General features: G+C 75.6%; 21 protein-coding genes. 7 read left to right on the top strand and 14 right to left on the bottom strand.

Annotation, left to right across the window (positions count from 1 at the left end; translation table 11 throughout):
• The 3 genes from rosag_RS14160 (at position 1) to rosag_RS14150 (ending at position 2,700) form a co-directional block, all read left to right on the top strand.
• Complete coding sequence (locus rosag_RS14160) at positions 1–792, top strand: MBL fold metallo-hydrolase (protein WP_284350797.1); 792 nt, start codon at positions 1–3, stop codon at positions 790–792.
• A 12-nt stretch (positions 793–804) separates the two neighbouring features.
• A complete protein-coding gene (gene aroF, locus rosag_RS14155) occupies positions 805–1,857 on the top strand; it encodes a 3-deoxy-7-phosphoheptulonate synthase (protein ID WP_284350796.1) in 1,053 nt (350 codons plus the stop codon).
• Between the two features lie 141 nt (positions 1,858–1,998).
• Positions 1,999–2,700 carry a LolA family protein gene (locus rosag_RS14150; protein WP_284350795.1) on the top strand — a complete coding sequence of 234 codons (702 nt, stop codon included), beginning with the start codon at positions 1,999–2,001 and terminating at the stop codon, positions 2,698–2,700.
• Positions 2,701–2,713: 13 nt separating this feature from the next.
• Here rosag_RS14150 and rosag_RS14145 read toward each other — a convergent pair whose 3' ends face one another.
• The 6 genes from rosag_RS14145 to prfA are packed head-to-tail and all read right to left on the bottom strand — an operon-like array spanning position 2,714 to position 8,334.
• The gene (locus rosag_RS14145) at positions 2,714–3,589 is read right to left on the bottom strand and encodes a Rossmann-like and DUF2520 domain-containing protein (RefSeq protein WP_284350794.1); all 876 of its coding nucleotides are present in this window, start codon (positions 3,587–3,589) and stop codon (positions 2,714–2,716) included.
• An 11-nt stretch (positions 3,590–3,600) separates the two neighbouring features.
• Positions 3,601–5,235: a S41 family peptidase gene (locus tag rosag_RS14140; RefSeq protein WP_284350793.1), complete on the bottom strand. Its 1,635-nt coding sequence runs from the start codon at positions 5,233–5,235 to the stop codon at positions 3,601–3,603.
• 44 nt (positions 5,236–5,279) lie between these two features.
• Positions 5,280–5,957 (bottom strand): dTMP kinase, encoded by a 678-nt coding sequence (gene tmk / locus rosag_RS14135; protein ID WP_284350792.1) that lies wholly within the window; start codon positions 5,955–5,957, stop codon positions 5,280–5,282.
• Positions 5,958–5,962: 5 nt separating this feature from the next.
• Complete coding sequence (locus rosag_RS14130; protein WP_284350791.1) at positions 5,963–6,316, bottom strand: YlbF/YmcA family competence regulator; 354 nt, start codon at positions 6,314–6,316, stop codon at positions 5,963–5,965.
• A gap of 49 nt (positions 6,317–6,365) precedes the next feature.
• The gene (gene prmC, locus rosag_RS14125) at positions 6,366–7,277 is read right to left on the bottom strand and encodes a peptide chain release factor N(5)-glutamine methyltransferase (RefSeq protein ID WP_284350790.1); all 912 of its coding nucleotides are present in this window, start codon (positions 7,275–7,277) and stop codon (positions 6,366–6,368) included.
• A complete protein-coding gene (prfA, locus tag rosag_RS14120; protein ID WP_309298184.1) occupies positions 7,270–8,334 on the bottom strand; it encodes a peptide chain release factor 1 in 1,065 nt (354 codons plus the stop codon). The genes prmC and prfA overlap by 8 nt, the downstream gene beginning before the upstream one ends.
• A 213-nt stretch (positions 8,335–8,547) precedes the next feature.
• Here prfA and rosag_RS14115 point away from each other — a divergent pair, with 213 nt between their 5' ends.
• The 3 genes from rosag_RS14115 (at position 8,548) to rosag_RS14105 (ending at position 10,560) form a co-directional block, all read left to right on the top strand.
• Positions 8,548–9,399, top strand: a complete 852-nt coding sequence (locus rosag_RS14115; RefSeq protein WP_284350788.1) for a Crp/Fnr family transcriptional regulator — start codon at positions 8,548–8,550, stop codon at positions 9,397–9,399.
• A 16-nt stretch (positions 9,400–9,415) separates the two neighbouring features.
• Entirely contained in the window at positions 9,416–10,276 is an 861-nt protein-coding gene (locus rosag_RS14110; RefSeq protein ID WP_284350787.1) for an MBL fold metallo-hydrolase, read from the top strand.
• Between the two features lie 104 nt (positions 10,277–10,380).
• Complete coding sequence (locus rosag_RS14105; protein ID WP_284350786.1) at positions 10,381–10,560, top strand: hypothetical protein; 180 nt, start codon at positions 10,381–10,383, stop codon at positions 10,558–10,560.
• A gap of 27 nt (positions 10,561–10,587) precedes the next feature.
• On the opposite strand, the gene rosag_RS14100 is transcribed toward rosag_RS14105, so the two are convergent.
• The 3 genes from rosag_RS14100 to rosag_RS14090 all read right to left on the bottom strand — a co-directional run bounded on the left by rosag_RS14100 (position 10,588) and on the right by rosag_RS14090 (position 16,613).
• On the bottom strand, positions 10,588–12,810 hold the full coding sequence (locus rosag_RS14100) for an Ig-like domain-containing protein (RefSeq protein WP_284350785.1): 2,223 nt from the start codon (positions 12,808–12,810) through the stop codon (positions 10,588–10,590).
• A gap of 228 nt (positions 12,811–13,038) precedes the next feature.
• Positions 13,039–14,664 (bottom strand): hydantoinase B/oxoprolinase family protein, encoded by a 1,626-nt coding sequence (locus rosag_RS14095; RefSeq protein WP_284350784.1) that lies wholly within the window; start codon positions 14,662–14,664, stop codon positions 13,039–13,041.
• Positions 14,661–16,613 (bottom strand): hydantoinase/oxoprolinase family protein, encoded by a 1,953-nt coding sequence (locus tag rosag_RS14090; protein WP_284350783.1) that lies wholly within the window; start codon positions 16,611–16,613, stop codon positions 14,661–14,663. Before rosag_RS14090 ends, rosag_RS14095 begins: the two co-directional genes overlap by 4 nt.
• A 312-nt stretch (positions 16,614–16,925) precedes the next feature.
• Between rosag_RS14090 and rosag_RS14085 the strand changes: the two genes are divergently transcribed.
• Positions 16,926–17,639 (top strand): PEP-CTERM sorting domain-containing protein, encoded by a 714-nt coding sequence (locus tag rosag_RS14085; RefSeq protein ID WP_284350782.1) that lies wholly within the window; start codon positions 16,926–16,928, stop codon positions 17,637–17,639.
• A gap of 63 nt (positions 17,640–17,702) precedes the next feature.
• Here rosag_RS14085 and lnt read toward each other — a convergent pair whose 3' ends face one another.
• From lnt to rosag_RS14060, 5 genes are all read right to left on the bottom strand, one after another.
• Positions 17,703–19,220 carry an apolipoprotein N-acyltransferase gene (gene lnt, locus rosag_RS14080; RefSeq protein WP_284350781.1) on the bottom strand — a complete coding sequence of 506 codons (1,518 nt, stop codon included), beginning with the start codon at positions 19,218–19,220 and terminating at the stop codon, positions 17,703–17,705.
• A gap of 180 nt (positions 19,221–19,400) precedes the next feature.
• Entirely contained in the window at positions 19,401–20,843 is a 1,443-nt protein-coding gene (locus tag rosag_RS14075) for an Lnb N-terminal periplasmic domain-containing protein (RefSeq protein WP_284350780.1), read from the bottom strand.
• Between the two features lie 5 nt (positions 20,844–20,848).
• A complete protein-coding gene (locus rosag_RS14070) occupies positions 20,849–21,850 on the bottom strand; it encodes a Gfo/Idh/MocA family protein (protein WP_284350779.1) in 1,002 nt (333 codons plus the stop codon).
• Positions 21,847–22,776: a hypothetical protein gene (locus rosag_RS14065; RefSeq protein WP_284350778.1), complete on the bottom strand. Its 930-nt coding sequence runs from the start codon at positions 22,774–22,776 to the stop codon at positions 21,847–21,849. The genes rosag_RS14070 and rosag_RS14065 overlap by 4 nt, the downstream gene beginning before the upstream one ends.
• Positions 22,760–24,175 carry a SpoIID/LytB domain-containing protein gene (locus tag rosag_RS14060; protein ID WP_284350777.1) on the bottom strand — a complete coding sequence of 472 codons (1,416 nt, stop codon included), beginning with the start codon at positions 24,173–24,175 and terminating at the stop codon, positions 22,760–22,762. The genes rosag_RS14065 and rosag_RS14060 overlap by 17 nt, the downstream gene beginning before the upstream one ends.
• Positions 24,176–24,204: the final 29 nt, after the last annotated feature.

Here is a 24,204-nt window from a genome sequence, read left to right as displayed (position 1 = left end):
ATGCGGCTGACGACGATCGGCACGGGCACGGCGGCGCCGTCGGCGACCCGCGTACAGGCGGGACACCTCGTCGAGGTCGCGGGCGTGCGCCTGCTGCTCGACTGCGGCAGCGGCGTGGTGCATCGCATGGCGGGGCTCGGGCTCGCGTGGCAGACGCTGACCCACGTCGCGATCACGCACTTCCACGCCGACCACGTCAGCGACCTCGCGACGCTGATCGTCGCGTGGCGCTACGGCCAGCTGGCGCCGCGCACCGAGCCCATCACGCTCGTGGGGCCGCCGGGGCTGCGCGACCTGCTGACGCGCCATGCCGCCGCCCTCTGGCCCTCGCTGCTGGCGCCCGGCTTCCCGGTCGAGGTGGTCGAGCTCACGCCCGCCACGCCCGTCGCGCTGGCCGAGGGGGTCACGCTGGCCAGCCACCCCGTACCACACACGCCCGAGAGTGTGGCATATTCCGTCGAGCACGGCGGGCGGCGCCTCGTCTACACGGGCGACACGGCGCCCGACCGCGCGCTGGGCGACTGGGCCGCCGGCTGCGACGTGCTGCTGGCGGAGTGCTCGCTGCCGGCGGACATGGCGGTGCCGACGCACCTCACGCCCGAGCAGGTGGGCGAGCTGGCCGCGGCGGCGCGCCCCGGGCTGCTCGCCCTGACGCACTTCTATCCCCCCGTGGAGCACGTGGACGTGGCCGCGATCGTGGCCGCGCGCTGGACCGGCCCGACGGTGCTCGCGCACGACGGCTGGAGCGTGGACGTGGCGGCGCTGCCGCGCGGCGCCACGCGCACGCCCTGACAAGGAGTAGCAATGCTGGTGGTGATGCAGTCGGACGCGACGCAGGCGCAGATCGACGCCGTGTGCGACGCGATCCGGGAGATGGGGTTCCAGCCCGCTCCGATGCCGGGCGCGCAGCGCACGGCGGTCGGGCTGATCGGCAACGACGGCCAGGTGGACGGCTCGCACATCAGCGGGATGGCGGGCGTCGGCCAGGTCATCTACGTCTCGAAGCCGTACAAGCAGGTCTCGCGCGAGTGGCGACCCGAGAACACGGTGGTCGAGATCGCGCCGGGCGTGCGCTTCGGCGGCACCGAGGTCCCCGTCATCGCCGGCCCCTGCTCCGTCGAAGGCGAGCCGCAGATCCTCGCCGTCGCGCGCGCCGTGCGCGCGGCCGGTGCGAGCGCGCTGCGCGGCGGCGCGTTCAAGCCGCGCTCCTCGCCGTATTCCTTCCAGGGCATGGGCCTCGAGGGGCTCAAGCTGCTCGCCAAGGCGCGCGAGGAGACGGGGCTCGCCATCGTCACCGAGGCGATGGACGAGGAGGGCGCGAACCTCGTCGCCGAGTACGCCGACTGCATCCAGCTCGGCGCGCGCAACATGCAGAACTTCTCGCTGCTCAAGGTGCTCGGCCGCCTGAGGAAGCCGGTGCTGCTGAAGCGCGGCATGTCGGCGACCATCCAGGAGCTGCTGCTGGCCGCGGAGTACGTGCTGGCCGCCGGCAACCCGCACGTCATCCTCTGCGAGCGCGGCGTGCGCGGCTTCGACACGGCGACGCGCAACCTGTTCGACCTGTCGGCGATCCCGCTCGTGCACAAGCTGTCGCACCTGCCGATCGTCGCCGACCCGAGCCACGGCGTGGGCGTGCGCGAGCACGTGCCGCCGATGGCGCGCGCCGCGATCGCCGCGGGCGCCGACGGGCTGATCATCGAGGTGCATCCGACGCCCGACAAGGCGGTCTCGGACGGCGCGCAGACGCTCTACACCGAGCAGTTCGGGCGCCTGATGGGCGAGGTCCGCACCATCGCCGAGGCGATCGGCCGCACGATCACGCCGGCGCCGGCGCACCAGACGGTCGGGGCCGGCTGACCGGAACGCTGGTTGCGAGAATCGGGTAGCACACGGGGAGCAGACCGGACGGTCCGCTCCCCGTTCGCTTGGACGTCACGCGACCGTCCGCCACGCCGTTCGCCCCGACCGCGGCGCCCCGCGCCGCAGGAGCCCGCATAGATGCCCGTGTCCGTCCGCCTCGCCGCGCTCGCGGCCCTCCCGCTCGGCGCCGCGCTGACCGCCTTCGCGCCTCGCGCGCCGCGCCAGGAGCCCACGGCCGCATCCGTGATCGACCGGGCGTCGCGCGCCTTCTCGAAGGCGAAGACGGTGCGCGCGACGTTCGAGCAGACGCTCAACAACCCGGTCACGGGCAACGAGTCGAAGGCCTCGGGCGAGATCCTGCTCTCGCAGCCGAACCGCGTGGCGGTGCGCTTCACGCAGCCCTCGGGCGACCGCGTGATCGGCGACGGCACCTGGCTCTGGGTCTACATGCCGAGCGCGGCGCCGAACCAGGTCATCAAGCTGCCGGCGAAGGGCAAGGGCGTCACGGGCGTGGACGCGCTGGGCGACCTGCTGACGGCGCCGCGCACGCGCTACACCGTCACGGGCGGCACGGCGGCGACGGTGGGCGGTCGCGCGACGCGCGTCGTCACGCTGGTCCCGAAGGTCGACGGCCAGCCCATCGAGCGCGCGAAGGTGTGGGTGGACGACGCCGACGACGCGGTGCGGCAGGTCGAGATCACCGACGCGAACGGTCTCGTGCGCACGCTGCGCATGACGACGTGGACGCTGAACGCGAGCGTGCCCGCCTCGACCTTCAGGTTCGAGGTGCCGAAGGGCGTGCGCGTGGTGGACCGCTCGGCGCTCGTCGGCTCGCGCTGACGACGCTGGCGGCTCAGCCGCCGATCAGCAGCGCGGCCACGGCGTCGAGTCCATCCGCTGGCGCGCCCGCCGCGCGCGCCAGCGCCACCGCCTCGCGCGCCAGCGCGCGGTAGGCCGCGTCGGCGCCCGGATCGTCGGCCAGCGCGGCCAGGTGACGCCGCACGGTCGTGTCGTCGCCGCGCACGATCGGACCCGTGAGCGCGAGCGCGGCGTCGTCGCCGCGGGCGAGGTTCACCGCCGCGGACGACAGCAGATGCCGCACGGCGGGGCGCGCCTCGGACGCCTCCACGCCCGCGTGGGCCAGCAGCCGCTCGGCGATCGCGGCGAGCACGATCGGGAAGTTCGACGCGAACACGGCGGCCGCGTGGTAGCGCCCCTTCTGCCCGCCCGGGATGCGGAGCGTGTGCGCGCCCAGCATCGCGGCCAGCGCGCGCCCCGCGTGCTCGGCTTCGGGGTCGCCGTCGACGCCGATCCACGCGCCGCGCAGCAGGCCGGGCGCGTGGCTCGCGACCGCGAGCGGCACGAGCGGATGGAAGGTGCCGCACGTCAGCCCGCGGACGCGCAGCGCGTCGAAGCCCGTGGGCTCCGCACTGCCGCTGGCCTGCAGCACCGCGGTGCCGCGCGCGATCGCGCCCGCCGCGGCGCGCTCGTCGACCTCCGCGAGCGCGGCCTCCAGCGCGCGGTCCTGCACCGCCACGAGGACGATGGTCGCGCGCGCGACGGTGTCGGGGATCAGCCCCGCGGTGACCGCGCCCAGCGGCGCGTCGAGCGTGATCTCGCGGCGGCCGTGCAGGCCGACGAGCTCCCCCCCCGCCACGCGCACCGCCTGCGCGATGCCGGTCCCCGCGCGGCCCGCGCCCAGCACGAAGACGCGGGGCGCGTCGGACATGGCGGCGGGTGTCAGCGTCGTGCGGTCCGCAGGTCGGCCGCCGGCTTCGGCAGCCCGGCCGCGCGCGCGAACAGCTCGCGCTGCGTGCTCGCGCCGCTCGCCAGGCGCAGCGCGAGCTGGATCACGGAGTCGTCGGTCGCGCGACGCCGGAACTCGGCCTCGCCGTCGAAGTTGTAGCGCGTGATCTCGTAGGCGAGCTGGCGGTTCACGAGCGCCGCCGCCGCGTCGTACGTGCCGCGGTCCATCGCCACGTTGCGCGCCAGCATCGCGCGCCAGAGCGCGTCGCGCATCTCGGGCGTCACCTGGAAGTCCGGCGTCGTCGGCGCGCCGCTCTTCTTGAGCGAGATCGCGTACGACGTCAGCGCGTCGCGGAACGCACCCACCTGCCGGCCGAGCGCGCGCAGGAAGGCCATCTCCGCGGGCGGCGCGGCGGTGTCGCCGGCCTGCACGTCGGGCGTGATGCCGCCGCCGCCGTAGACCGTGCGGCCCGCGTCCGTGCGGAACGTCTCGCGCTTGGTGCTGTCGGTCGGCGTCGCGCCGTCGTCGTCCAGCGCCTCGTCGTCGTCGCCCGCCGCCTCGATGGGGCGGTTGATGGAGCGGCCCGCGGGCGTGTACCAGAGCGCCGTCGTGAGCTTCACCGCGCCGCCGTCGGGGAGCGGGAAGACGCTCTGCGCGCTCCCCTTCCCGTACGTCGGCGAGCCCACCACCAGCGCGCGGTCATGGTCCTGCAGCGCGCCCGCGACGATCTCGGCGGCGCTCGCGCTCCCCTCGTTCACCAGCACGACGAGCGGCAGGCCGGCCCACCGCTGCGCCGACTGGTCGAGGAAGGTGTGGTTCGCGTCGGCCGTGCGGCCCTTGATGCGCACGATCTCGGCGCCGCGCTCGAGGAACAGGTCCGCGACGCTCACGCCCTGGTCCAGCAGCCCGCCCGGGTTGGAGCGCAGGTCGAGCAGCACCGACCGCGCGCCGAGCGCGCGCAGCGAGTCCACACCCTGCCGGACCTCTTCGGCGGTCGCGCCCGAGAAGGCCGTCACGTCGAGGTAGCCGACGCCGTCGCGCAAGAGCGCCACGCGGCGCACCGCGCGGACGTGCACGGCGTCGCGCGTCAGCCGGAACGGGATGCGCCCCTCGACGCCGGGACGCTCGACCAGGAACGCGATGCGCGTCGCGGGCTCGCCGCGCATGCGACGCGTGCCCTCGTCCTGCGTCCAGCCCTTGGTGGACTCGCCCTCGATCTCGACCAGGCGGTCGCCGGTGCGGATGCCCGCACGCTCGGCCGGCCCGCCCGGAAGCGCGTCGACGACCGTGAGCCAGCCGTCGCGCGCCACCACGCGCAGCCCCACGCCCGCGTAGTTGCCCGACGTCGTCTCGGAGAGGCGGCTGAGGCGCTCGCGCGAGAGCACGGCGCTGTGCGGGTCGCCCAGCTCGCGGACCATGCCCGTGAGCGCCTTCGCGTACAGCGAGTCGCCGGCCAGCGAATCGACGTAGAAGCGGCGGACGTGCGACACGACCTCGTCGAAGAGGCGCGCGCCATTCGTCGGCGTGGCGGCGGCGCGCTGGCCTTCCAGGCCACGCCCGACCATCCACCCACCGGTGACCAGGACGGCGCTGAGCGACGCCATCACCACGACCGCCTTGGAACGCATGCGACGCAGAACTCGGGTGGAAGGGCGCGCCGGGGCGACGCGCCCTACTGAGACTCGGTCAGCCCGCGGAATGTTTCAGGCCACCGGGTCTCGAGGGCGGCGAGGATCCGGCCCGTCACGACGTCGGGCGGGCCGTCGGCGTCGATGCGGGCGACCGGGCCGACCTCCGGGTGCTGATGCTGCCACGTCGGGTCCGCCGCCGCCAGGAAGGCGTCGGTCACGCGCGCGTGAAAATCGGCGCTCTCCTGCTCCATCCGGTCCAGACCGCCGCGCGCGAGCATGCGCGCGCGCGCGATCGCCGCGTCCTCGAACGCGAGCAGCACCGTCAGGTCCGGCCGCAGCCCGCCGACCGCCAGCGCGTTGGCCGTCCGCACCTCCTGCTCGGGCAGTCCGCGCCCCACGATCTGGTAGGCGTACGTCGAGAGGAAGAAGCGGTCGAGGATCACGATCGCGCCCTCCGCGAGCAACGCCTGCAGGTGCACCACGAGCTGCGCGCGCGCCGCCATGAAGAGCAGCGCCTCGGCGCGCGGCGCCACGGCCATGTGCTGCTGCGACAGCACGAGCGCGCGGATCTCGTCGCCGAGCGGCGTGCCGCCGGGCTCGCGGAACGCATGCACTGGCGCGTCGCCACGCTGCAGCCGCGCGACCAGCGCCTGCACCTGCGTCGTCTTACCCACCCCCTCGGGCCCTTCGAGCACGAGGAGGAAGCCGCGGTCGGCCACGTGCGTCAGCCGAGCGTGATGATCGAGCTCTGCGCGCCCTTCCGGATCCCTTCCGAGATCCACTCGTTCACGCGCAGCATCAGCTTGTCGAAGTTGTCCTGCGCCGCGATCGCGCGCTGGTACGTCGCGTTGCCCTGCACCTGCTCCAGCAGCGCGTCGAGCTGCTGCTCCATTTCGGCCGTCGGGTTCTCGCCGCGCGAGATCATCGCCTGCGCTTCCTGACGGAGCCCTTCCAGCCGGCGGATGACGTCCACCGCCTCGCGGTCGCCGTTCAGCGCGTCGCTCGTGCGCTTCACCGTCTTGTACTCGTCGCTCTGGCCGATCAGTCGGCCAAGCTCGGTCGCCTTGTCCTGTAGCATGCGCGGGGCTGGGTGTGGGGTGCAGCTGCGGTGCGGCGTCTTGCGACGGTCAGCGGCGGGTGGCGAGCACGAAGCGCTCGCGGCCCGCGAGGTCGAGGCGCACGGCGACGTCGGTGTAGCGGCCGTCGCTGGCCGCCAGCTCCGCCGCGAGCGCGGCGCGGCGCGCGTCCACCTCCAGCGCGAGCACGCCGTCCGGCTCCAGCAGCGGGGCCGCGTCGCGCACGATGGCGGCGATGCACGCCATGCCCTCGTTCCCGGCGTACAGCGCGAGCGCGGGCTCCCAGTCGCGCACGCTCGGCGGCAGCTGCTCGGCCTCGGCGAACGCGATGTAGGGCGGATTGGAGACGACCGCGCGCAGCGCGCCCGCGCCGAGGTCCTGCACGGGGGCGAGCAGCGAGCCGTGACGCAGCTCCACCGGCGCGCAGAGCGCGGTGCGCAGCAGCGCGACGTTGCGCCCCGCGACCGCCAGCGCGTCGAGCGAGACGTCGGTGGCGATCACGCGATCGGGTCGGCCCTCGCACGCCAGCGCGAGCGCGATCGCGCCCGAGCCCGTGCCGACGTCCACGATCGTGCCGCCGCTGCGGCCGGCGAGGCGCGCGAGCACCTCGTCCACCAGCACCTCGGTCTCCTGCCGCGGGATCAGCACGCGCTCGTCGACGTCGAGCGTGAGGTGCCGGAACGCGGCGCGGCCCACCGCGTACGCGAACGGCGCGCCGCGCGCGCGCGTCGCCGCCGCGCGTCGCGCCTGCGCGACGAACGCCTCGTCCACCGGCTCGTCGCGATGCAGGCTGGGCCAGAAGCGCGGCTGGTCGAGCAGCGCCGCGACGAGATCGCGCGCCTCGGCGCGCGCCTGGGGCACGTGCGCGTCGGTCAGCAGCGCGGCCAGCGCGTGCACGAGCGCGCCGACCGTGGCGGGGGCGTCGACCGCCGTCGCGTCAGGATCGCTCGCGCGCTCACTCATTCGCGAGCCGCTCCTCGACGTCCGCCAGCGCCAGCGCGTCCACCAGCGGCGCCAGGTCGCCGTCGAGCACGCGCGCGATGTCGTGCAGCGTCAGCCCGATGCGATGGTCCGTGACGCGGCTCTGCGGGAAGTTGTACGTGCGGATCTTCGCCGAGCGGTCGCCCGTGCCGACCTGCGTCTTGCGCATGCGCGCGCGCTCCGCGTCGCGCTCCGCCAGCATGCGGTCCAGCAGCCGCGCGCGCAGCACCTCCATCGCCTTCAGCTTGTTCTGCAGCTGCGACTTCTGGTCCTGCTGGCTGACGACGATGCCGCTCGGCAGGTGCGTGATGCGCACCGCGCTGTCGGTCGTGTTCACGCTCTGGCCACCCGGCCCCGACGAGCGGAAGACGTCGATGCGCAGGTCGTTCGGATCGATCTTGAGATCGATCTCCTCGGCCTCGGGGAGCACGGCGACCGTGGCCGCCGACGTGTGGATGCGGCCCTGCGCCTCGGTCGCGGGCACGCGCTGCACGCGGTGCACGCCGCTCTCCCACTTGAGCATCCCGTACGCGCCGTCGCCGAGCACCTTGAACACCGACTCCTTCACGCCGCCGAGCGTGCCGTCGGACCACGCGATCGGCTCGATGCGCCAGCCGCGCCGCTCGATGAAGCGCGTGTACATGCGCACCAGGTCCGCGGCGAACAGCGCCGCCTCGTCGCCGCCGGTGCCGGCGCGGATCTCCACGATCGCGGGCCGGTCGTCGAGCGGATCGCGTGGGATCAGCAGCGGCTTCAAGGCCTGCTCCAGCGCCGCGATCTCCGCCTCGAGACGCGTCGTCTCCGCGCGCGCCTCCGCGGCCAGCTCCGCGTCGTCGACGTCGGCCAGCTCGCGCGCTTCGGCGAGCTCGCGCTCCGCGCGCTCCAGGCGGCGGCCCACGTCCACGACCGCCGACAGGCGATGGTGCTCGCGCCCCAGCTCCGCGAGGCGCTTCGCGTCGCGCGCGACGTCCGGATCGCCCAGCGCGAGCTCCACCTCGTCGGCGCGCGCCACCGCCTCCGCCAGCCGCTCGCGCAGCATCGGGAGCCCCGCGGACGGAGTGCTCACGCGCGCGGGACGGTGGTCGTCGCGAGCGACGGCAGGGCGGCAGGGTGGCGGGACATCGCGCCCAATCTAGCCGCCACCGGCACCCGAACAAAGCGCGGCAACCATGCGTGTGCTCCAGGCGGCGCGCGGCTTGCCATGCCGCGCGGGGTTGACGGGGCCCGGGTCCACGCCGCAGCGTACCGCACTATGCACCTACCACGCGTCACCGAGTTCCTCGGCTACGTTCCGCTCTTCCAGCGCCTGACGCCGGACGAGCGCCGCGGCTTCGCCGCCCTCGTCCGCGAGCAGCGCTACCCGCGCGGCGCGCTGATCGTCCGGCAGGGCGACCCGGGAGATGCGCTCTACGTCGTGCGCTCCGGCGCCGTGAAGGTCGCCGTCGTCGGCCAGGACGGGCGCGAGGTGATCCTCGGCACGCTCGGGCAGGGCGACCACTTCGGCGAGCTCGCGCTGATCGACGGCCAGCCGCGCTCCGCGCACGTCGTCGCGATGGAGCCCACCGTGCTGCTCGTGCTGCGCCGCGACGAGTTCCGCCGCCAGGTGGAGCAGATGCCGCGCGTCGCGTGGGCGCTGCTCGAGGAGCTGTCGCGCCGCCTGCGCCTGGCCGACGCGAAGATCACGGGCCTCGTGCTGCTGGACGTGCCGGGGCGCGTCGCGCGCCTCATCCTCGACCGCGCGACCGGCACGCCGCCGCGCATCGAGAAGGCGCCCACGCACGAGACGATGGCGCAGATGATCGGCGCCAGCCGCGAGACCGTGTCGCGCGCGATGAAGGAGCTGCAGGAGGGCGGCCTGGTGACGGTGCAGCGCCGCGCCATCGAGATCGTGGACGCCGCGGGACTGGAGCGGCGCGCCGCGCCCGGTGCGGGCTCGCGCGGCGCCGCCGCGCGCGGCGCACGCGAGGACGGCCGCGGCGACGAGGGCCTCGCCGCCGAGGACGGCGGCGAGGGCGGCGAGGAGTCCGGCACGGACAGCGGCACCGAGCGCGGCGCGGACTCGGGCGGGACGCGCTCGTCGTCCGCCGCGGCGGACGGGCTCTGACCGCGGGCCCGCGCGCATGAGCCTCACGCTCCGCTACTGGGGCGTGCGCGGCAGCATCGCGACGCCGGGACCCGCGACGCTGCGCTACGGCGGCAACACCCCGTGCGTCGAGGTGACGCACGCCGGCGGCCGACTCGTGCTCGACGCGGGCACGGGCCTGCGCCCGCTCGGGGAAGCGAGCCGGGCCAACGGCGGCCTCGCCGACCCGCTCGACGTGCTGGTCACGCACGCGCACGCGGACCACCTGCTCGGCCTCCCCTTCCTCACGGCGCTCGACGTGACGGGCGCGCAGGTCACGGTGCACGTCGCGGCGCACGTGCTCGACGCGGTGCGCGCGGCGGCGCTCGCGCTGGCGTCGCCGCCGCTCTTCCCGGTGCCGCTGTTCGAGCGGCCCGCGCGTGTGACGTTCGCGCCGCTGCCGGCCGACGGCACGCCGGTCACGATCGCGGGGCTGCGCGTGCGCGCGATCGAGGCGCTGCACCCGGGAGGTGCGGCCGGCTTCCGCCTCGAGGACCCGGCCTCCGGGCGGGCGGCCGTCTACCTGCCCGACAACGAGCTCGCGGCCGCGGAGGGCGAGTGCGGACGGCGGCGCGCGCTCCTCGACGCGATCGCGGGCGCGTCGCTGCTGATCCACGACGCGACGTACCTCCCGAGCGAGCTGCCGAACCACCGCGGGTGGGGGCACTCGACGTACGCGGAGGCGGTGCGCCTGGCGGCCGACGCGGAGGTGCCGCGCCTGACGCTCTTCCACCACCACCCGGAGCGCGACGACGCGGCGCTCGACCGGCTCTCGACGCTGGCGCAGGCGATGGGGCGCGCGGCCCGCGGCGCCCCCGAGGTGGTGATGGCGTCGGAGGGGCTGGTCCAGACGCTCTGAGCGCGAGGCACCGGACCCGCCGGCCCATGGCATCCGGCGTCGACTGGGTGCATCATTACGTGAACGAGCCGTAATGCAGGACCTCACCCCGTGCCGGAGGTCGTGTGTCCCCGTCGTCGCTGATCGCCGCCGAACCCGTCGTCGCGCCGATCCCGCGCTTCGGGCAGGCGCTGCACCGCGCGCTGTCCGAGGCCGACCACCGCAGCCTGCGCGAGCTGGCGCTGCGCCTCACGCGCACCGACGAGCACCGGATGCCCGACGAGCCGGCGGCGCGCGACGACTGAGCGCGCGCCGCCCGCCGGTCGCGGCGATCAGCCGCGGCGCGTGAGGCGCGGCAGGCCGAGCGTGCGGTCGGGGATCATGCGCGGCCGGCGCAGCACCTCGAAATTCGTGCGACGCGGCGTCGCGTCCGGCAGCCGGTCGAGCGCCAGGCCGCCGCCGAGCGTGAACGGCTCGGCCGCGGTCATGTCCACCTGGTAGCCCAGGTCCTCCAGCGCCGCGATCGTCAGCTGGCTGAGCGGCGTCGGACGGCCCGAGTTGTGGTAGCCCGTCATCAGCTCGACGCCCAGCACGTCCTCGCTCCAGTGGCCGCCCGCGGTGCCCTCGCCGCCGCCGCTCTCCACCGGCACGCCGGCGAAGGCGAAGCGCGAGCCGCCCAGCGCGCGCCACGACACGTTCGCGCGCGCGCCCGAGAAGATCGGCGCGCTGCCGCCCGCGCCCACCAGCAGGTTGCTCCAGCGGTCGAACGTGCCCACGCCGACGGTGTGCAGCGCCTCGTGCAGCACGATCGCGTTCAGCTCCGACTGCGGCATCCCGGCGTCGGCGATGTCGTACTCGACCGACGAGATCACCGCGAGCCCGGTCGTCGACATGAGGCACGGACCGGCCTGCGCCAGCGTGCCGCCCGGCCCGTCGATGCTGCGCGCGGTGACGAACATCAGGTGGCTGTTCACCGGGCCGCTGTAGGGCGTCGGCACCCACGAGCCGCACGACGACATGTCCTGCGCGGCGAGCGTCAGCGCGCCCACGCCCTTCGTGATGATGCGGCCGATGCGCTCGGCCGCGAGCGTGGCCGCCGTGCGCACGCTCGTGGGCACGCTGCCGACGAAGCGCACGTCGACGCCGTAGCGGTCGTTCGACGCCGACGCCGGGTTCACCGTGTACGCGTACGTCGCGGTGCGCTCCGTCGTCGTGCCGCTCATCAGCTGCGCGCGGCCGCTGAACGTGCCCGCGCGGTCGGTCGGCAGCACGATGCCCGCCTCGCCCGACCCGTCGGTCGTCGTCGTCAGCGGCAGGAAGCCTTCCTGGATCCACTGCACGGTCGCGCCGGGCACAGGGTTCGTGCCGTCGGTGACACGGGCGCGCATCACGGCGCGCGCGCCGACCGTGGTGCTGGTCGGGTTCTCGGTGATGATCGACAGGAAGCGCGAGCCGCCCGCGACCACGCGCACCGTCGCGGTGCCCGTGCGGCCCTCGCTGGTCGCGGTCACCTCGGCGGTGCCGGCGGCGACGGCGCGCGCGAGGCCCGTCGCGTCGATCGTGAGCACCGAGGACGCGCTGGAGCTCCACGTCACCGTGCGCCCCTCGAGCACGCGCCCGCTCGCGTCGCGCAGCTCGGCGGCGAAGCGCTGCGTCGCGTTCACCACCATGCTCGACGGCGACGGCGTGACCGTCACGCTCGCGACGCCCGACGACGGCGTCGAGGTCTGCGGGATCGTCAGCTCGCCGTTCGACATCTCGAACACCGTCCACACGCGGCCGGTCACCGGCGGCGGCGCGATCGTGCGCAGCAGCCGGCCGCGCGAGAACACCTCGACCTTGGTCGCCGCGGGGTCGATCGCGATCTCGTTCGTGTAGTTCAGGACGTGGTACTTGTACGTGCCCGCGATCTGCCGCACGAGCGTGATCGTCTCGGTGCCCGGCGTCGCGGTGTCGTCGCGGTCCTTGCAGACGAACGGCTGCACGTTGCAGTTGCCGAAGGTGGCCGAGCTGATCTCGAAGCGCGTGCCCTCGACAGTCGGCCCCTCGAGCACCGCGTCGAGGTCGTTCGGGCCGCGCGTCCAGGTCAGGACGATGCGCAGCGTGTCGGAACCCACGGGCACCGGCGCGTTCGCCGCCACCGCGACGGCGCGGAACGTCGCGTAGACGAGCCGCGCGCCGGTCGCGGGATCGACCGCCCGCACCTCGACGCGCTGCGTGTCCGCGCTCACGGGACCGAGCGTCCAGTAGTCGGCCGCGCGGCCGTTGGCGTCGGTCATCGCGGCGCCCGCGTACACCGAGCCGCCGCCGTTGACGACGCGGAAGTTCACCACGTAGTTCGGGACCGGCCGGTTGGCCTGGTCCAGCACCTGGACGCGCAGCGGCTCGGCGAGCTCCTTGCCGCCCTCGCCCACCTGCACGTCGCCGGCGACGATGCGCACCGCGACCTTCGTCGGGGCGTCGACGGCTGAGGGGCCGGTCGCCGTCGGATCGGCGCCGCAGCCCGCGAGGACCAGCGTGAAGAGCGAGAGTGCCGCCGCGATGCGAGCGCGCATGCCGTACAGCTCCGCGAGAAAGGGATCGGAGTCGCGCGCTCGCCCTCGACGGCGGGACGCGCGTCGCGGCCGGCACGCTCAGATGAACGCGCCGTCAGCCGCGAGACCATAATGACGTCCAGCGGCCGCGCTCGTCACCCCCCACCTTTCGCAACGCGTGCTGCGGCAGGGCCTTGCCGCGCGGCGGCCACATGATGCGTGGCCGCCGCACCCGGGGCGTGGGTCAGGTTACCCGGGGGATGCCGGGCCCCATCCGCCGCCACCGGGCGTCTCGACGCGGAGCACCTGCCCCGCCACCAGCGGGACGCGACACTTCGCGGGCAGCGCCTGATCGTCGAGGCGGTTCGCGCCCGGGGCGCCCGGTTCGCCGCCGGCCGCGCCCTGCGGCGCGCGTGCGCGCCGCTCCGTGAGCAGCGTCGCGGTGCACGGGACCAGCGCCTGGTAGGCGCGCACCACGCCCTCGCCGCCGGCGTGCGCGCCCACGCCGCCGGAGCCGCCGCGCAGCGCGTACGTCTCGATGCGGAGCGGGTACGCGACCTCTAGCGACTCGACCGGCGTGTTGCGCGTGTTGCTCATGCCCACGTGCACGCCGCTCGGCCCTGGCCCGCGCGCGCTCGCGCCCTGGCCGCCGCCGAGCGTCTCGTAGAACGTCCACGCACGCCCGTGGGCGTCGGTGCCGCCGAACGTGACGTTGTTCATCGTGCCCTGCCCCTGCGCGGGCACCGCGAGCCCCGCGTCGGCGAGCGCCGCGAAGATCGTGTCGGCGAGGCGCTGCGACATCTCGACGTTGCCCGCCGCCACCGCGGCCGGCCAGCGCGCGTTGGCGGCGCTCCCTTCGGGGACGTCGAGCACGATCGCGCGCGCGATGCCGTCGTTCGTCGGCACGTCGTCGTCAAGCAGCGTGCGCAGCACGAACACCGCCGCCGCCATCGCCACGCCGCGCGGGCAGTTGACGTTGCCGCGCACCTGCGCCGCGGTGCCCGCGAGGTCGACGCGCAGCCGCCCGTCCACGACGCGCACCGCCGCGCGCACGGGCACTTCCGCGTCGGAGACGCCGTCGCCCTCCAGCGCGTCGGCCGCGCGCCCCACCGCGCCCTCGTGCGACGCGAGCCGCGCGATCGCGCGCCGCTCGGCGTACGACAGCAGCGCGTCCACGGCGGCGGTGACGCGCGCCGCCCCCTCGCGCCGCCAGAGCGCGCGCCAGCCGTCTCGCCCCGCGGCGCACGCCGCGAGCTGCGCGCGCAGGTCGCCCAGCCTTTCCTGGGGCGTGCGGACATTGGCGAGCACCAGCGAGAGCAGGTCGTCGTCGATCGCGGCGCCGCCGTCGCCATCGGCGCGCACCAGGCGCACGGGCGGCACGACGAGGCCTTCCTGCACCAGCTCCGTCGCGCCCTGCGGCATGCTGCCGGGGCTCATCCCGCCGACGTCGGCGTGGTGCGCGCGCACGGCCGCGTAGCCGATGATGCGCGCCGCGTCGTCCGGATCGCCGATCGCCTCGACGAGCGTCAGGTCGGGCAGGTGCGAGCCGCCCCGGAACGGATCGTTGAGCAGGAAGACGTCACCCGCGCGCGGACCGCGCGCCAGCACCGCGCGCACGGCATCGGGCATCGCGCCCAGGTGCACGGGGATGTGCGCCGCCTGCGCCACCATCTGCCCGGCCGCGTCGAACAGCGCCGACGACGCGTCGCGCCGCTCGCGGATGTTGGGCGAGATGGCGCCGCGCACCAGCACGCTCCCCATCTCCTCCGCGATCATCGCGACCGCGTGCGCCCACACCGTCAGCTCCAGCGCGTCGATCGTCGCCGCCCCCTCGCGCGGCAGCGTCACGCGCGGCTCCTCGCGTCGCGTCGTCATTCGGCCTCCACCATCCAGCCGCCCACGTCGAGCGCGCGCGCTGTCCAGCCGGCCGGCACGAGCGCCGTCGCGTCCGGGAGCACGATCGTCGCCGGGCCGCGCACGAGCGCGGGAACCGGGCCGCCCGCATCGACGATCACCGCGGCGCCGTCGGCGCGCTGCACGCTCTCCGTCGCCGTCGCGTCCGTGCGCGCGAATCGCGCCGCGGGCCCCACCGTCGACGCCGCGTGGCGCGCGCTCACGATCTCCACGGCGCGCGGCAGCGTGAAGCCGACGCGCCGCGCGTGCGCCTCGGAGAAGCGCGCGGCGAGCGCCGCGCCGTCGTCGCCCGCCTGCACCGGGATCTCCAGCTCGTGCCCCTGCCCCGCGTACCGCGCGCGCGCCCACGTGCGATGCTCGGCGCCCGCTCCGGCGCGCGCGGTCAGCTCGCCCACCAGCGCGGCCATCGCCGCGCCGTCGAGCGTCGCGGCGTCGCGCATCACGCTCGTCAGCGCCTCGCGCCGCTCGGGCGCGGACGCGAGACCGACCGCGCTCAGCACGCCCGCGTGCGGCGGCACGAGCACGCGGCGCATCCCTAGCCGTTCCGCCAGCGCGCACGCGTGCAGCGGCCCGCCGCCGCCGAACGCGACCAGCACCATGCCACGCGGATCGAGCCCGCGCTCCACGCTCACGCGCCGCAGCGCGCGCGCCATCGCCGCGTCGGCGGCAGCGAGCATCGCGCGCGCGACGCGCGCCGCGCCGTCGGCCGCCTGCCCGAGTCGCTCGGCCAGCGCGCGCAGTGCGGTCGTGGCAGCGCCAACGTCCAGATGCACGCCGCCGCTCAGCCGCACCGCGCCGAGGTGGCCGAGCAGGAGGTGCGCGTCGGTCACGGTGGCCTGTGTGCCGCCGCGTCCGAACGCCGCCGGCCCGGGCTCCGCGCCCGCGCTGCGCGGCCCCACGCGCAGCGCGCCCGCATCGTCCACCCAGCCGATGCTGCCCCCGCCCGCGGACACCGTCTCGACGAGCACGCGCGGCAGCGCGATCGGCACGCCCGCGACCTCGCCGCCGCTCTCCACCAGCGCCTCGCCGTCCATCACCAGGCCGACGTCCGCGCTCGTGCCGCCGATGTCGATCGTGAGGCCGAGCGGCAGGTCGAGCGCGCGCAGCACGGCGGCCGCGCCCACCACGCCGCCCGCGGGGCCGCTGAGCGCGAGTGCCGCCGCGGAGCGCGAGGCCTCGTGCGCGGCGCGGACGCCGCCGCCCGACGTCATCACCCCGGGCGCGGGAAAGCCGCCCTCCGTGAGGCGCTGTCCCAGCCGCTCGAGATAGCGCCGCACGCGCGGACGCGCGTACGCCTCGGCCACCGTCGTCGACGTGCGCTCGTACTCGCGGATCTCGGGATGCAAGACGCTCGACCGCACGACGTCCACGTCCGGCAGCGCGGCCTCCAGCGCGTCGGCCAGCGCACGCTCGTGGGCGTCGTGCGCGTACGCGTGCAGCAGCGAGACGGCGACCGCCTCGGGCGCCAGCGCGCGTACCGCCTCCACCACCTCCGCGATCGCGTCCAGCTCCAGCGCGCGCACGACGCCGTCGGGCCCCATGCGCTCGGGCACCGCCACCGCGTGCGCGCGCTCCACCAGCGGCGCCGGATGGTGCGCCGAGAGATCGTAGAGCGCGGCGCGGTCCTGCCGCCGCAGGTGCAGCACGTCCGTGTGGCCCGCCGTCGCGCACAGCGCCACGCGCGCGCCGGTGCGCTCCAGCAGCAGGTTCGTGACGGCGGTCGTGCCGTGCACCAGCCGCTGCACGCGCGCACCCGGCTCGCCGAGCGCGGCCAGCGCGTCCATCACGCCGCCGCTCTGGTCGCACGGCTGCGTCAGCACCTTGGTGATGCGCACGCCGCCGTCCGGCGCGATGGCGGCGAGGTCGGTGAACGTCCCGCCCACGTCGACGCCGACGGAGAGTCCGGACATGAGGAAGGGCGCGTGTCGAAGGTGCACGGCGCGGCGCGTCACGCGCCGTCGGCGATCGCCGCGAAACTAGCGCGTGGGCGCGCGCGCTGGCAGTCGGCGCGGTGTCGCGCGACGGCCACAGAGTGCGGCGTTCGTCCGACGCCGCGCTTGCCTCATGCGCCCTCGTGCGCGTGCACGAGCGGCCGCTCCGTGCCGGCAAGTCGTTGCTCGCACTCGGCTTGGCGCGCCGCACGGCGAACATGAACGGTTGGGCACGTCACCTGCCCTCCCACCGCGCCGACCCCGCTGCGCCCTCCCTCCCGCACCGCCACGATGCGTCTGCTCTCCGCCGTCCTCGCCCGCGTCTCGCCGATCGCCACCGTCGTCGCGCTGCTCGCTGTCGCGCCGTCGTCCGCACAGGCCAGCTCGTACTTCACGACGTTCACCGACCGCGCGAAGTACCTGGCGCAGGTGAGCGCCAGCGGCTACACGAACACGCAGGCGAACATCGGCGGCGCGAGCAACCCGTCGAGCATCGGCGGCGTGGGCGTGTCGACGAACGCCTTCATGGAGCTCGGCACGTTCGGCAGCGCGCCGGCGCTCTTCCTCCACCAGACGGAAGGCGGCAACGCGTTCAGCTTCGCCCCGGGCGCTGCGGCGCTCGGCTTCGGCCTCTCCTTCCTCGGCGCCGACAACCCGGGCGCGGCCACGGTCACCGTGAGCTTCAACGACCCGTTCCCGTTCGGCGCCACCGAGGAGTCGGCGAGCGACGGCACGCCGTCCGCCGGCCGGACGGTCCAGTATCAGCTCGGCGGCGAGCAGACGGGCTTCTTCGGCGTCGTGCTGCGCGACGGCATCCTCTCGTCGTCGACGATCAATCAGGTGACGATCACGACCGATGCGCGCCCGACCGTCGTGACAGGGATCGACGTCGCCGCCGTGACGACCGCGTCGACGGTGCCGGAGCCGGCGACCTACGCGCTCATGGGCACGGGCCTGCTGGTGCTCGCCGGGACCTCCGCGCTGCGCCGGCGCCGCGCGAGCTGACGGGCACCGGAGCTGAGGTCGCGACGCGGGCGGCACGCTCTCACGGGCGCGCCGCCCGCGTCGTCATTCAGGGTTCGCCGCCGAGCGCCCCATCCGCGCCACGAGCCGCTCGGCCACCGCCAGCGCGAGCAGCAGCGCAGAGCTGGCGCCGAGCCAGTCGCCGTAGCGCACCCACGGCGTGCGGACGTCGCTGGTCGCCACGTCGAACACCGGCGTCGCCGTCGCGAGCAGCGGCGTCGCGCGCGACATGCGACCGCGCGCGTCGACGACCAGGCTCGGTCCCGAGTTCGCCGCCTGCACGACCGCGGCGCGCGTCTCCACCGCGCGCAGCACCGCGTGCGCCGCATGCTGGTGCGGCGCCGCGCTGACGCCGAACCACGCGTCGTTCGTCAGCACGGCCAGCAGGTCGGCGCCGGCCGCGCGCGCGCGGCGCGCCGCCTCGGGGATCACGGACTCGAAGCAGATCAGCGCGCCCACGCGCCCCGCCGCGATGGTGATGGGTCGCGCATCCGCGCCGCGCGAGAAGCCGCCGAGGCCCGAGCCCGCGCCGTACAGCGCGTCGGACGCGTCGGCGAGCAGCGGCACGCGCTCCAGCATCGGCACGAGGTGCTGCTTGCGGTACGGTGCGCCCGGCGCGGGCGTTCCATCGGCCCGCACGAGCGTCGCCGCGTTGTACATGCGGAAGCGGCCGTCGCCGATGACTTCCAGGTCGACGAGGCCCGCGAGCACGGGCGCGCGCGCCACGCGTGCCGCCACCGCGAGCGAGTCGCGCCACTCCGGATGCTCCGCCAGGAAGCCGTCCATCGCGGTCTCGGGCCAGAGCACGAGGCCGAGCGGGCGGGCGTCGCGCCGCGTCGCGAGGTCGCGCGTCATCGCCGTCAGCACGCCGACGTACTGCGCCTCGGCGCCGCCGCGGATCTTCAGCGCCTGCGGCATGTTCTGCTGCACGACCGCGACGCGGCCGAGTGGACGCAGCGGGATGCGCGGGGCGCGCCACGCGCCGTAGCCCGCCAGCGCGCCGAGCACGCCGACGGCCAGCGCCGCGTGCACGGCGCCGCGCACACGTTGGCCGCGATGCCGCCACGCCGACGCGAGCAGCGCCGCGCACAGCACGAGCACGGCGCTCAGGCCGCTCACGCCCGCGAGCTCGGCCGCCTGCACCAGGGTGGGCCACGCGGCGGTCGCCAGTCCGAGCGGCAGCCACGGGAAGCGCAGCGCGCCGAAATGCGCCAGCAGCGTCTCCCATGCGATCCAGCACACGGGGAGCCAGCCGACGGGCGGCACGCGCCAGCGCCGGTGCAGCAGCGCGCCCCCGCCGCCGACGACGGCGCCGAACAGCAGGCCGTGCCAGAGCGCGGCGAACACGAAGCCCACCGGTGCCCACCACGTGACGAGCGCGAGCCCGCGCCACAGCCAGAGCAGGTTCGCACCGTATCCGACGGTCGCGAACAGCGCGGCGAGCGCCACCGCGCGGCGCGGCGCATCGCGCTCGGCGGCCTTCGCGACGAGCACCGCGACGATGGCCGGCGCGGCGATCGCCGGCCAGAGCCAGTCGAACGGCGGGAACGCGACCGCGAACACCGCAGCGGCCAATAGCGCTAGGCCCACGTCCCGCGCGTCATCTGCGGAGAGACGCGTGCGAGGCGCGGCCTTCGGCGCGGGCGGCCTGGCGGCGCGACGGGCTGGATCTCGCCGTCTGCGCCGCGGTTCGGTGGGTGGTGCGGTCACGTCGGGCGGACGCCCGACGCGCCGCGCGCGCAACTATGCGGCGGAGCGCGGCCGTGTGACGCCGGTCGCCGGGCGCAGCGCCCACCAGAGCGCGAGGTGCACCGGCACCAGCAGCGCGAACAGCTCCGTGCTCTCCTGGCCCACGCGCGGCAGCAGCGTGATGATCGCGCCGAGGACGGTGAGCACCGCCAGCAGCGCGGCGAGCTTCGCCGCGCGGCCGCGCCACCGCATGCGCGGCGCGGGCTGCCGGTACCCGACCGCGAGCAGCAGCACGATGAAGAGCACGAGCCCCAGCGGGCTGACCGCGAGCAGGTTCCCGTTGCGGCCCATGAAGACGTGCTTCGTCACCGTGCCGGCGAGCAGCAGCGCGGTCCCCGCGAGCCCTACGATCAGCGTCCACAGCCCCGCGACCACCCCGAAGCCCGCGTCCGCGCCGCGGCGGCCCGCCGCGCCCGCGCGACCGAGCACCAGCAGCAGCGCGCCGATCGCGAGCCCCGCGAGCGCGTAGCCGATGACGTAGCTCGGCGCCGATGCCAGCTCCGCCTCGCGACGCGCGGCGTAGAGCGTGTCGGTGCGCAGCACGAGCGGCTGCGGCGCGCCGCCAGCCGTCGGCACGCGCACGCGGCGCACGTGCTCCATCAGGCGCATCGGGACGAAGCTCTCCTCCCACGCGTCGATCGGCGCGTCGGCGGGGCGGCCGAGCGCGAGCTGGATGCCGGTGTACGTCGCGGCGCTGCCGGCGACCAGGCGACGCGTGTGGGAGCGGTACGACGTGCCCGTCGGCGCGCCGCCGATGGCGCGACGCAGCGCGCCGCCGACGGCGAGGTCGATCGCGTCGCGCACGCGCGTCGAGCAGTTGTCGCGATAGTAGTCGTAGCGATAGAACTTGTTCGCCTCGCGCGCGTTCCACTCGACGTACGCGCGCAGCCGCGCCTTCTGCTCGGCCGTCAGGTTCAGCTCCTGCGCGACCACGGTGCGGTTCTCGTTGCGCGCATAGTGGTCCACCATCGCGCGCGCGTCGAACCCCTCCATCCAGTACTTCGTGTCGCCGGTGAGGAAGCGGCCGAGGAAGTTCGGCTGCGCGAAGTCGAACATCCCCCAGTTGTACGCGACGTCGGTGCCGCGCGCGGGGTCCTGGATCCAGAGCGCGTTGTGCCCGAAGCGCTCCCACACGACGTCACCCTGCCCGATCGTCATCAGGTAGACGCGCATCCCGGCGGCAGCCTGCACGTCGGCGGGCGTGGGCTCCGGCGGCCCCGGCGCCGCCGCACCCACGGCGCTCGCGGCGCCCGCGAGCGCGGCCTCCGTCAGGCGACCGCTCGCGCGTCCGTCCTCGTCGGCCGCCGCGTCCGCGCGATCGCCCGCGCCGCGGCCCGCCTGCGTGGCCGGCACCGGTACGGTGACCGTCGTCCCCTGCGCCGACGCCGTCCGGGGTCCGACGAGCGCGACGGCCAGCGCCATCGCGAGCGCGCGCACGCGCCTCACAGGCGGATTTCCTTGCGCTCGTCCGCGGCCTTGTAGATCGCCTCCAGCACGCGCGCGACGATCACCTGGTCGGTCGGCGGCTCGTAGGGCGTCTCGCCGCGCAGCACCGCGACGAAGTGCGCCAGCTCGCTGCGGTACGACTGCAGGAAGGCGCTGTCGCGCGCCGACGCGCCCGACGGCGACACGTCCACCGGACGGCCGTTCAGCTCCTTCACCACGCGCAGCGGCGCGAGTCGCGCGCTGCCCCGCGAGCACAGCACCTCGAACCAGCTGCGCTCACGCTCGCCGACGTACGCCCACGAGACGTCCAGCCCGACGGCGAGGTCGCCTTCCAGCTCGAGCCCGACCAGCATCGTCTCCTCGACCGCGTTGGCGCCGCGGCCGCGCGTCATGTGGGCCGAGACGCGCACCGGCTGGGCGAAGTTCGACAGCCAGAGCGCGAGGTCCAGCAGGTTGAAGCCCTGCTCCAGGAAGGCGCCGCCGCCGGCCTCCGCGCGCCGCTGGCGCCAGCCCTGCGGCGGGCGCGGCGCGTACGCGCCCGCGCGCACGCCCACCACGCGTCCCAGCTCGCCCGTGCTCACGAAGCGCGACAGCCCCTGCACGTCGCTGCGGAAGCGGTGGTTGTTCCCCACGAGCACCTTGCGCCCGCTCTTCTGCGCCGCGGCCAGCACGCGCTCCACGCCGCGCGACGTCAGCGCCAGCGGGCGCTCGCACAGCACGTCGACGCCGGCGCGCAGCGCGCTCAGCACGTGCGGCTCGTGCAGGTGGTTGGGCGTCGCGACGATCAGCGCGTCGACGGAGTCCGCCTCGAGCAGCTCCTCGAGGTCGGTGAAGACGTCGGGGACCTCGAAGCGGTCGGCGAGCGCGCGCGCGCGGGCGCCCTCGTTGTCGCACAGCGCGACCAGCTGCACGCCGCGCATCTTGGCGAGCACCGGGAGGTGCGCGAGCTGCGCGATCGCGCCGCAGCCGGCGACCGCGAGTCGGAGCGGCTGGGTCATCGACGCCCCCGTGGCGCGAACAGCGCGCGCGCCGCGCTCGTGGCGCTCGAGGCGTCGAAGCGGTAGCTGCCGCCGCCGCGCAGCGACGCGAAGTGCGCGCCGCTGAACAGGTCGTACCGTGCGTGCATCGTCAGGCTCACGTTCGGGAGGAGCGCCACGTCCAGCCCCGCCGTCGCGGCGAGGCCGAGTCCCACGCCGTCGAGCGACTGCTCGACGAACGTATCGTTGATCGGCACGCCCTCGATGTCGAGGAAGTGCAGCGCGAAGCCACCGCCGACGAACGGCCGCAGCACCGCCGCGTCGCCGCGCGCGCCGCGCCGGGCCGCGCGCCGCTCGCCCGGAAAGAAGCGCACGTCGGTCGCGAGCGTCAGGTCCGACGTGCGGATGCGGCCGAAGTGCAGCGTGTCCGTGCCGACCGCGCGTCCGATCGCCCGCTCCAGCCCGCGCACCTCGGCGTCCGTGTAGCGCGAGGTCCAGTACGACGTCTCGAACACCACGCGCACGCCGCGCGCGATCTCGCCGTAGTCCGCGTACACCGCGTACAGCTGCGTGGGCTCCACGCGGCGCGGCAGCGCGATGCCGATCGATGCGCCGATGGTCGAGAGCCGCAGCCGGTCGACGCCCACCTGGTCGAACACCGACCCGCCCATGCGCCCCGCGCGCATCGCCCGCGCGACCGCGCTGTCGCGCGCGGCCGAGTCGGAGGGGGCGCGTCGCAGCGAGTCGGCGCGCGCGGCGCGGATCGAGTCCGCGCGCACCGAGTCCGCGCGCACCGTGTCGCGCGGCGCGGGCGGTGTGGCCGGCACCGGCGTCTGCGCACCGGCGGCCCGTCCCGCCGTCAGCGCGACGATCGCCGCCGCGATGCCGACGACCGTGCGCGCGCCGGCGCGACGGCCGGCGCGCGCACGGTCATTCGGCTGGCTCAACCGAGGTCCCTGGATAGTACGTGCGGAGGATGGTGCGGAAGTCCTGGCCGGCGCGCGCGCGTCCGATCGCGCCCCACTGGCACATGCCGACGCCGTGGCCGTTCCCGCTGCCCCGCAGCGTCAGGCGCGACACGCGGCCGTCGCCGTCGACCGCGGCATCGACGGAAAAATAGGTGCTGGGCAGGATCTCGCCACCGACGGAGCGCAGCACGTAGCGGATGTCGTTGCTCCGCACGACGTAGCGTCCGCCGTCCGTGGAGACGGCCAGCGCCGCGACGCGCCCCGATTCGCTGTGCCCCTGCACCTGCAGCGCGCGCACGACGCCCACCGGCGCGCCGGCCGCGCGCGCGGCCTCGCCGCTCGCGTAGCGCCGCAGGTAGCGCTCGAGCACCACCTGCAGCCCGTCGGCGTCCCACTCGCGCGTCCAGCGGTGGCGCGGGGCCGCGTCGCAGTAGTGGCGGTCCGTGCCCGGGATGCGGTCGCTCACGCTGCGCAGGTACGGCTCCTGGCTCGGCCCGAAGGCCTCGACGCTGGCCGCGGTCGCGCCGCCGCACGCCGAGTAGTAGGGCGCGGACACGACGGATCCGCCGTAGCGCAGCACCAATCCTTCCGTCGCGCGGATCGCGCGGTCCGACGCGGGGCGCTCGGCGTCCATGCCGCCGTAGACCTGATCGGCGACGGTCGCCCGCATGTCGTAGGGCTGCCGGGCGCGCGCCTCGGCCTGCGCGCGCGGCAGGTACTCGGCGAGCCGGCTGTACGTGTAGCTGCGCGCCGCGACGGACTGCGCCTCCAGCGCGGCCGCGTCGGCCGGCGCGAACGCGTTGAGCTCCAGCGGCACCACGCCGCGCAGGTACTCCTCGATGGGGAGCGCGTTGACGACGGTGACGCCGCCGCCGTCGGCCGCGTACACCCGCAGCTCGCCACGATACCGCTTGCCGCCGACCGAGAGCGCCGCGCCCAGCCCCACCGCGCGTGCCACCAGCGGCCCCTCACGCCACACCGACGCGTTGCCGTCGGGCCCCACCGCGCGCAGCATCGCGCCCTGCCGCTCGAAGGTCCACGCGGCGCCGTCGGTCGCCCGCGCGAGCACCGCGCGCCCGCTCGCGTCGGAGAGCCGCCACTCGCCGGTGGCTGCGATGCGCGGCGACGCCGCGCCCACCGCGAGCGCGATGCGGACGATGCGGCTCCCCTCGTCGCGGCGAGCCGCGGCCGGCGCACGACGCGCGGAGGCCCCGTGCGCCGCGGCGCGCTGGGCGCACCCCTGCAGCAGGCCGACGGTCAGCAGCGCGGTCGCGCAGGCTCCGCCCAGGGCCGCAGTCAGGCGGCGGGACGGCGACTGGGGGCGGACGCGGCGCCAGGGCGCGCGCTGCGCCGGCCGCGGGTGGGGGTGGTGTGGCATCGATCGTTGCTGGAGGGGTCCAGCGGGAG

The sequence above is a fragment of the Roseisolibacter agri genome, assembly GCF_030159095.1.
GTDB classification, from domain to species: Bacteria; Gemmatimonadota; Gemmatimonadetes; order Gemmatimonadales; family Gemmatimonadaceae; genus Roseisolibacter; species Roseisolibacter agri.
Note: the sequence above shows the minus strand (reverse complement) of the source record. Positions and strands in the feature narration are given on the sequence as shown.

Excerpts from the sequence above, each read along its gene's own strand:
- rosag_RS14160 (WP_284350797.1), top strand. The coding sequence starts at position 1 with ATGCGGCTGACGACGATCGGCACGGGCACGGCGGCGCCGTCGGCGACC.
- aroF (WP_284350796.1), top strand. The coding sequence starts at position 805 with ATGCTGGTGGTGATGCAGTCGGACGCGACGCAGGCGCAGATCGACGCC.
- rosag_RS14150 (WP_284350795.1), top strand. The coding sequence starts at position 1,999 with ATGCCCGTGTCCGTCCGCCTCGCCGCGCTCGCGGCCCTCCCGCTCGGC.
- rosag_RS14145 (WP_284350794.1), bottom strand. The coding sequence starts at position 3,589 with ATGTCCGACGCGCCCCGCGTCTTCGTGCTGGGCGCGGGCCGCGCGGGG.
- rosag_RS14140 (WP_284350793.1), bottom strand. The coding sequence starts at position 5,235 with ATGCGTTCCAAGGCGGTCGTGGTGATGGCGTCGCTCAGCGCCGTCCTG.
- rosag_RS14130 (WP_284350791.1), bottom strand. The coding sequence starts at position 6,316 with ATGCTACAGGACAAGGCGACCGAGCTTGGCCGACTGATCGGCCAGAGC.
- prmC (WP_284350790.1), bottom strand. The coding sequence starts at position 7,277 with ATGAGTGAGCGCGCGAGCGATCCTGACGCGACGGCGGTCGACGCCCCC.
- prfA (WP_309298184.1), bottom strand. The coding sequence starts at position 8,334 with ATGCTGCGCGAGCGGCTGGCGGAGGCGGTGGCGCGCGCCGACGAGGTG.
- rosag_RS14115 (WP_284350788.1), top strand. The coding sequence starts at position 8,548 with ATGCACCTACCACGCGTCACCGAGTTCCTCGGCTACGTTCCGCTCTTC.
- rosag_RS14110 (WP_284350787.1), top strand. The coding sequence starts at position 9,416 with ATGAGCCTCACGCTCCGCTACTGGGGCGTGCGCGGCAGCATCGCGACG.
- rosag_RS14100 (WP_284350785.1), bottom strand. The coding sequence starts at position 12,810 with ATGCGCGCTCGCATCGCGGCGGCACTCTCGCTCTTCACGCTGGTCCTC.
- rosag_RS14095 (WP_284350784.1), bottom strand. The coding sequence starts at position 14,664 with ATGACGACGCGACGCGAGGAGCCGCGCGTGACGCTGCCGCGCGAGGGG.
- rosag_RS14090 (WP_284350783.1), bottom strand. The coding sequence starts at position 16,613 with ATGTCCGGACTCTCCGTCGGCGTCGACGTGGGCGGGACGTTCACCGAC.
- rosag_RS14085 (WP_284350782.1), top strand. The coding sequence starts at position 16,926 with ATGCGTCTGCTCTCCGCCGTCCTCGCCCGCGTCTCGCCGATCGCCACC.
- rosag_RS14070 (WP_284350779.1), bottom strand. The coding sequence starts at position 21,850 with ATGACCCAGCCGCTCCGACTCGCGGTCGCCGGCTGCGGCGCGATCGCG.
- rosag_RS14060 (WP_284350777.1), bottom strand. The coding sequence starts at position 24,175 with ATGCCACACCACCCCCACCCGCGGCCGGCGCAGCGCGCGCCCTGGCGC.